Source organism: Eubacterium xylanophilum ATCC 35991, assembly GCF_000518685.1.
Lineage (GTDB): Bacteria > Bacillota > Clostridia > Lachnospirales > Lachnospiraceae > Eubacterium_F > Eubacterium_F xylanophilum.
On the sequence record NZ_KI912470.1, the window covers coordinates 249,004 to 255,598 of the forward strand.

Sequence of the window (6,595 nt, forward strand, 5' to 3'; positions counted from 1 at the left end):
TATATAGAGGAATAGTGGGTTATGTTTAGAAACAATAACAGAATATTTTACTTGGTGTTAATTGTAATTGTTTGTGGTATTATTTTTTCTTTTTCCGCCACGCCCGGCAATGAATCTGATTCAGAGAGTTTGTATGTTGGAAGAATGATATGCAATGCTGTGGTACCCGAATATCAGAGGATGAGCGAGACGGAACAATACAACTTAGCATTTAGTATTAATTATGATATTAGAAAGTGTGCCCATGCTTTGGAATACGCGGTTTTGGCAATGTTATTTTTCGGCTTTTGGGATTCATTTAGGACCTCAAAGTGGAGGGTATTTATGATTGCAGGTTTGTGCACGTTGCTTTATGCCGCCAGTGATGAATTGCATCAAATGTTTGTTCCGGGTAGGGACGGAAAGGTTTTGGATGTAATTAATGACTGTCTAGGCGCATGTATTGGGCTGTTGGTGATACTATTAATAACGCGATTTAAAAGGAAGAAGATTGATGAAGAAAAATGAGATATATCAGGGAAAAGTGATGAAATTAAAATTTCCCAATAAAGGAGTCGTCGAAGTAGAGGGCGAGGAAGACAAGGTAATAGTGAAAAATGTTCTGCCCGGACAAGTTGTTTCTTTTAGGCTGACCAAGAATAAGACCAATAAAAAAGAAGGGCGCTTGATTGAAGTTGTCGAGGCTTCTGAAGTGGAGAATCAAGTTCCACCATGCCCTCATTTTGGTGAATGTGGAGGATGTTCTTATCAGAGCATGTCATATGATAGACAGACGGAACTTAAGCTCAGCCAAGTTAGAGAGCTTCTTACCAATGTTGTTCCGGATATAAAACTTGATACATGCGTTGAGAGCCCAGATATCTGGGAATATCGCAACAAGATGGAGTTTTCCTTTGGAGATGAAATCAAAGACGGACCATTGACTTTGGGATTACACAAAAAGGGAAGCTTTTATGACATTGTTCCGGTAAAAGAATGTAGAATTGTACATGAGGATATACGCAAGTGCTTGGCGACAACACTTAATTATTTTGCTGAAAAAAATATTTCATATTATCATAAGATGAGCCATGAAGGATATCTCAGACATTTGCTTGTCAGGAGATCAAGGAAGAATCAGGAAATCATGCTTTGCCTTGTGACGACTTCACAAATTGAAGATGATGATGAGTTAATCTCTGGATATTCGAAAGCTATTCAGGAACTTGATCTTCAGGGGAGTTTGGCTGGAATACTCCACATGACCAATGATGGCCTTGCAGATATGGTACGAGCTGACAAGATTGATGTTTTATATGGAGCGGACTATTTTTACGAGGAAATATTGGGATTAAAATTCAAAATCACGCCATTTTCCTTCTTTCAAACAAACTCTTACGGAGCAGAAAAACTATATTCGATTGCAAGGGAATACCTAGGTGATGAAAAGAAGAATGTGGTCTTTGATTTGTACAGTGGAACGGGGACTATCAGTCAGATTATTGCACCTGTTGCGGGAAAAGTGATTGGTGTTGAAATTGTTGAAGAGGCGGTGGAAGCTGCTAAGGAGAATGCGAAACTCAATAAACTTGACAATGTAGAATTTATAGCGGATGATGTGCTGAAGGCGCTTGATAATATTGCTGATAAACCGGATTATATCATTCTTGATCCACCGAGGGAAGGCGTTCATCCTAAAGCACTAAGAAAGATTCTTGAATATGGAGTCGAGAAGATGATATATATTTCCTGTAAACCAACATCTCTCGCAAGAGACCTAGAGATGTTCATAGAGTATGGCTACTATCCAGAAAAGGCTGTGTGTGTTGATATGTTTCCGTGGACAAGAGGGGTTGAGACGGTTTGCCTCTTAAGTAGAAGTGTGGTAAAATAAACATATGTGCTTGCTATACGCATTCTGTGCCGGATAGGGATGATGATAATGAAGATAGTAGGGAATCTTTCATTGAAGTAATCATCTGTTTAAGGGATTCTAAGGGATAAAAGTAACAGTTTAAATGAAAGGTATATGATTAAAATGGGTAAGAAGAGTTCTATCGTAATTGACGAGAAAACACCGCTGCTTTTCTTGGCAGGTCCGATGTTTCTTGAAATGCTGCTCAATACTATGCTCCACAATGTGGATACAATTATGCTTAGTCACTATGACGAATATGCGGTTGGAGCAGTGGGTAATGCCAATACTATTATGTTCATGATGAACATTTTGTTTAATATCATTGCAACGGCGACAAGTGTTGTTGTTGCTCAGTATCTCGGAGCAAAGCAGTATAAGAAGATGAATATGATTTATACGCTTTCCGTAATCGTAAATCTAATTGTTGGATTTGCAATTAGTGGCTTGTTCTGCGCGGCTAATCCGTTTATCATGGATTTTCTCCATGTATCACCGGAGATGCGTCCGTATTCCATGATATACATCTATATTGTAGGTGGATCTGGAGCTGTGACTGCAGTATTTAACGTAATGCTTCAGATTCTTAGATGTAACGGCTATACCAAGATAGGTATGTGGGTAACATTTGCAATCAATATTTTTAATATAGTTGGAAATTATTGTTTCCTTTATGGACCATTGTCGTTCCTGAAAATGGGAGTTGCAGGAGTGTCAATATCAACGGTTGTTGCTAGAGTTTTGGCAGTTATTGCCGTGATAGTTTTCTTCTATGTCATGAAGATTGGTAGGATTTCTCTGAAATATTTGAGACCTTTCCCAGGAAAACTTCTTATTAAAATGATTAAGATAGGTCTTCCTACAGCGGGAGAGCATCTTACTTATAATCTCTACCAGACCACATTACTCTCATTTGTAAATGCAATGGGAAATGATGCTGTAAATGCTAGAGCATACTGCAATACTCTGATTTCCTTTGGAATGATTTTCTCCAACTCTTGTGCAATGTCTACTCAGATAATAACGGGACATCTCGTGGGTGCAGGAAAATCAGAAAAGGCATACAAGCGAGTATTTAAGACATTAAGGACATCCATGCCAATAACGATTGCATTATCGGGGATAAATGCTTTGCTATGTAGGTATACGATGCAAATATTTACACAGAATGAGAATGTCATTGCTCTCGGTCAGATGATAATGATTGCTGACATATTTGTTGAAGCAGGACGCTGTCTTAATATGACTTTTGTAAGTAGTCTGAAAGCAGCAGGAGCTTATGTATTCCCATTGATAGCCGGTATTATATGTAATTGGGGACTTGGTCTGACCACAGGATATGTTGTTGGCGTTGCTATGGGAGTTGGAGTTGCCGGAATATTTGCCGGAACTGCTACCGATGAGTGCATCCGTGGGCTTATCGTCATGTATTATTGGTACAAGAAGAAGTGGTTTGGTAAATCTGTTGTCAACAGGAAAAAGGAGGAGACTTAATAATGGGACTGTATCGCCTCAGTGAAGTGGTAAAGAGGACAGGAGTTTCACGAAGGGCCCTGCAAGGGTATGAACGGATGGGACTCGTCAGACCTACGGACAAAACTGAGAGTGGATATTGGCTTTATGACGACGAAGCGATTGGAACTATCATCTGTATTAAGATGATGTCATGTGCGGGTTATACGAGAAAACAAATTAAAGAGATTCTTGATCACGGCTATTTTACTTTAGAAAATATTGATCAGATTGTTGAAAATTTGGAAGATAAGAAAAAAAGAATAGAGAATATTCTGGAGTACATGAGAGTATATAGAATAGTATATCAAGAATATAAAAGAGTATTACAGGATAAGATATCCCCCGAATTAGCTGATGATTGGGTTGCTCGTATACTTCCCGAAACTTCAGTGTCTATTGAAGAAATTGTAGACTATATGATGGAAGATGAATATGAATTTAAATATCATAATATTATGCTTGTGCTGTTTGAGATAGTGATGCATTATGATGATGGCATAGATGATCCGAACAATCAAGAAAAGATATTGCGTGTATTCAATTTTTTCAAAAATGAAGGGATTTTTGATGACGAAAAGCCATCAGAAGAATTTATCCAAATGCTTGAAGAATTAGCAGATGAGGGATTCTATGATAACATGGATAAAATGCTGGGGGTTAATGGTAGAAAGATTGTGCGCGAAGCGGCACAGGAGATGATAAATAATTACAAATTAGATTTAATATAGAAAAATGGTGTATAAGTAAACAATTACACTGATTTATCGATGTTTTTAACGCTGGAATAATTCTAGCGTTATTTTTTTGCTCCAAAGTATTGACCTGCACGTTGCGTGCAGGTGTATATTATTCTTGTGGAGGTCGTAATCATGAAAAAGATTAGAGAGGTATGTGAAATAGTCGGGGTCTCGAGAAGGACCCTTCAGGAGTATGATAAGGTAGGATTACTAAAACCTACGGAAAAGTCAAGTGCAGGATATTGGCTATATGACGATGAGGCCATAGGTATGCTTATGCTCATACAAGTATTTATTCAGTCCGGCTACAAGAGAAGTGAGGTTAAGAAAATCATAGACTCTCCAGAAATTGATTTTGTGAAAGAGTACGACAAAGCGATTGATGTCCTTGAGAAGAAGAAAAAGAGGATTAATGGCAATATTAATCTGTTAAATCAGCTCAAGAGTGTATCAATGGATGTAACTGATGTGAAAACTTATGATGAAAAAAGCCTAAATGAGAGCTTCGCAGGAAGCAGCTTCCTTAACCAATGGAATGAGTTGTTGAGGAAGATGTCGGTGTAGAGGTAATGCATGTGTTTTAAAGTGCTTTTCTAGTAACATTGTGGGCGTGGATTTAAAAATACTAGAGTTAAAAAAGAGGATGGTGACAACATGAAGAAGATAATTATAATTATGTCAATACTTGTTTTGTTAATATGTGGGTGTTCAGCAGAGAAGATGAATTATGAAGGAAATATAAGCTCTGATGTTTCTAGTAGTAATGATATTAATGAAATGGGTGGAAAGAAAATTGTTATTGACGATTATTATGGTGCAAATTTAGAAAAAACTATAAAAGAATTGGAATCAAAAGGTTTTGATAATATAGATTATGAGCCAGATGGATATATGTTTATATTTGATACATCAAATTGGATAATTACTAAACAAAATCCTGAATCAGGTCAAGAGGTTGATCCTTCATCTAGAGTAACATTTAAATGTGTTAAGGCAAGTGATTTTGACAACCAAAATGAATCGGAAGAAATTGTGGAAGATGATGATTCTACAAATAAAACAGAAGAGTCAAAATCAGACACCGTAAAAGGAAAATTAAAAAAAGAAAACAAAGTCAATATCTTGAAAAAAATTAAAGGGAAATCAGTTTCAAGTGCAATCAGAATCACCAAGAAACATGGATATAAGGCGAAATTCAAACATGCAATCAGCAAAATGGATTATTCGATTGGAACACTTAAATATACATGGCCAGGAAAAAAACTAGCAAAAGAAGTACTGGTCACGAAAGTGGGGAAGATAAACGCAGAGAAGAAGTCAATTGTGTTATATTTTAATTCCAAAAAGAATATTGCTAAGCAAAACAGGAAAAAACGCATGAGAAAAGTGCTAAGCAAAAGGCTTGATCCTATAAGCGCTTGGACAGCGGCAGAAGATTATGGTAGGTGGAATTATAATGATTCTTTTAACCTTCATTATTATACGATGAAATATGCTGAAAGACCAATAAATAAGAAAACATGGTTTCTTAAGGCAGGATGTACTATTAAATCAAATGGCGATAAATATAGTTTTACATGTGAGGCAAAAGTTGCTGGAACTGATAATAATCCAGTTGTTAAGTATTTTATAGTATATTGATTTTATTCATTTGTTAAATTAATATTAGATTTACGGTATCGATATATGTTAGGAGGAATACTATGAAGAAGAGAATTATATTTATAATTTTGATATTATCGGTTTTATCAGGCTTTTGGCGAAGTGATGTTGAGGCATCAAAAAAAACAAGATTGACAAAAAATAGAATCACGATAAAAAAAATGTCAAGTGTATCCGTAAAAGTAAAGAATCCAAAGTCAAGAGTGAAATGGACAGTAGAGAATAAAAAAATAGTCAAGATAAAATCTGTTAGCGGAAAAAAGAAAAACCATTGTAAGATTGTTCCGCTTAAGAATGGCAAAACAAAGGTGAAGGCGAAAGTGGGCAGGTATAAACTAAGTTGTAAAATCATTGTAAAGGTCAATGCATTGTCGAAAAAATTTACAAATAATAAGTATCATTATAATGACAATGACACTTATAACGACAATGATACTTATAATGATAATGATGTAATATAATAATAGTTGGCACTTTTCTTAGGAAGTTTGTAGTGATATAATACAACCCAAAGGAGGTGCCACATGGCAACAAAAAAACAACGTAAATACGACATGGAATTTAAAATCCAAGCAGTTAAACTTGGTAAGGAAATTGGCGTTCAACGTGCTGCAAAAGAGCTCGGCATACCCGCACATACCATTTATAACTGGAATAAACAAGTCAAAGATGGAAGTCTTGACATCGGCGAAGGTGCTCATTCGCCCTCTAATGCCCGTACACTTAACGCAGAAATGATTGAACTGCGTAAGAGGATAAAAGCCCTGGAAAAGGACAATAAACGTCT

8 protein-coding genes are annotated in these 6,595 nt (G+C 36.4%); all 8 read left to right on the forward strand.

Going from position 1 to position 6,595, the window contains the following annotated elements; translation table 11 throughout:
* The first annotated feature begins 21 nt into the window (after nucleotides 1-21).
* Nucleotides 22-507: a VanZ family protein gene (locus tag L877_RS0108385; RefSeq protein WP_051437767.1), complete on the forward strand. Its 486-nt coding sequence runs from the start codon at nucleotides 22-24 to the stop codon at nucleotides 505-507.
* Complete coding sequence (gene rlmD / locus L877_RS0108390) at nucleotides 494-1,873, forward strand: 23S rRNA (uracil(1939)-C(5))-methyltransferase RlmD (protein WP_026835681.1); 1,380 nt, start codon at nucleotides 494-496, stop codon at nucleotides 1,871-1,873. Before L877_RS0108385 ends, rlmD begins: the two co-directional genes overlap by 14 nt.
* A gap of 135 nt (nucleotides 1,874-2,008) precedes the next feature.
* Complete coding sequence (locus tag L877_RS0108395) at nucleotides 2,009-3,388, forward strand: MATE family efflux transporter (RefSeq protein WP_026835682.1); 1,380 nt, start codon at nucleotides 2,009-2,011, stop codon at nucleotides 3,386-3,388.
* Nucleotides 3,389-3,390: 2 nt separating this feature from the next.
* Entirely contained in the window at nucleotides 3,391-4,137 is a 747-nt protein-coding gene (locus L877_RS13585) for a MerR family transcriptional regulator (RefSeq protein ID WP_026835683.1), read from the forward strand.
* A 141-nt stretch (nucleotides 4,138-4,278) separates the two neighbouring features.
* Complete coding sequence (locus L877_RS12755) at nucleotides 4,279-4,710, forward strand: MerR family transcriptional regulator (RefSeq protein WP_051437768.1); 432 nt, start codon at nucleotides 4,279-4,281, stop codon at nucleotides 4,708-4,710.
* Nucleotides 4,711-4,800: 90 nt separating this feature from the next.
* Nucleotides 4,801-5,787 carry a YPYG domain-containing protein gene (locus L877_RS0108410; RefSeq protein ID WP_026835684.1) on the forward strand — a complete coding sequence of 329 codons (987 nt, stop codon included), beginning with the start codon at nucleotides 4,801-4,803 and terminating at the stop codon, nucleotides 5,785-5,787.
* Nucleotides 5,788-5,849: 62 nt separating this feature from the next.
* Nucleotides 5,850-6,269 (forward strand): hypothetical protein, encoded by a 420-nt coding sequence (locus L877_RS0108415; RefSeq protein WP_026835685.1) that lies wholly within the window; start codon nucleotides 5,850-5,852, stop codon nucleotides 6,267-6,269.
* Between the two features lie 63 nt (nucleotides 6,270-6,332).
* A partial coding sequence (locus L877_RS0108420; protein WP_026835686.1) for a transposase occupies nucleotides 6,333-6,595 on the forward strand: 263 nt, incomplete at its 3' end.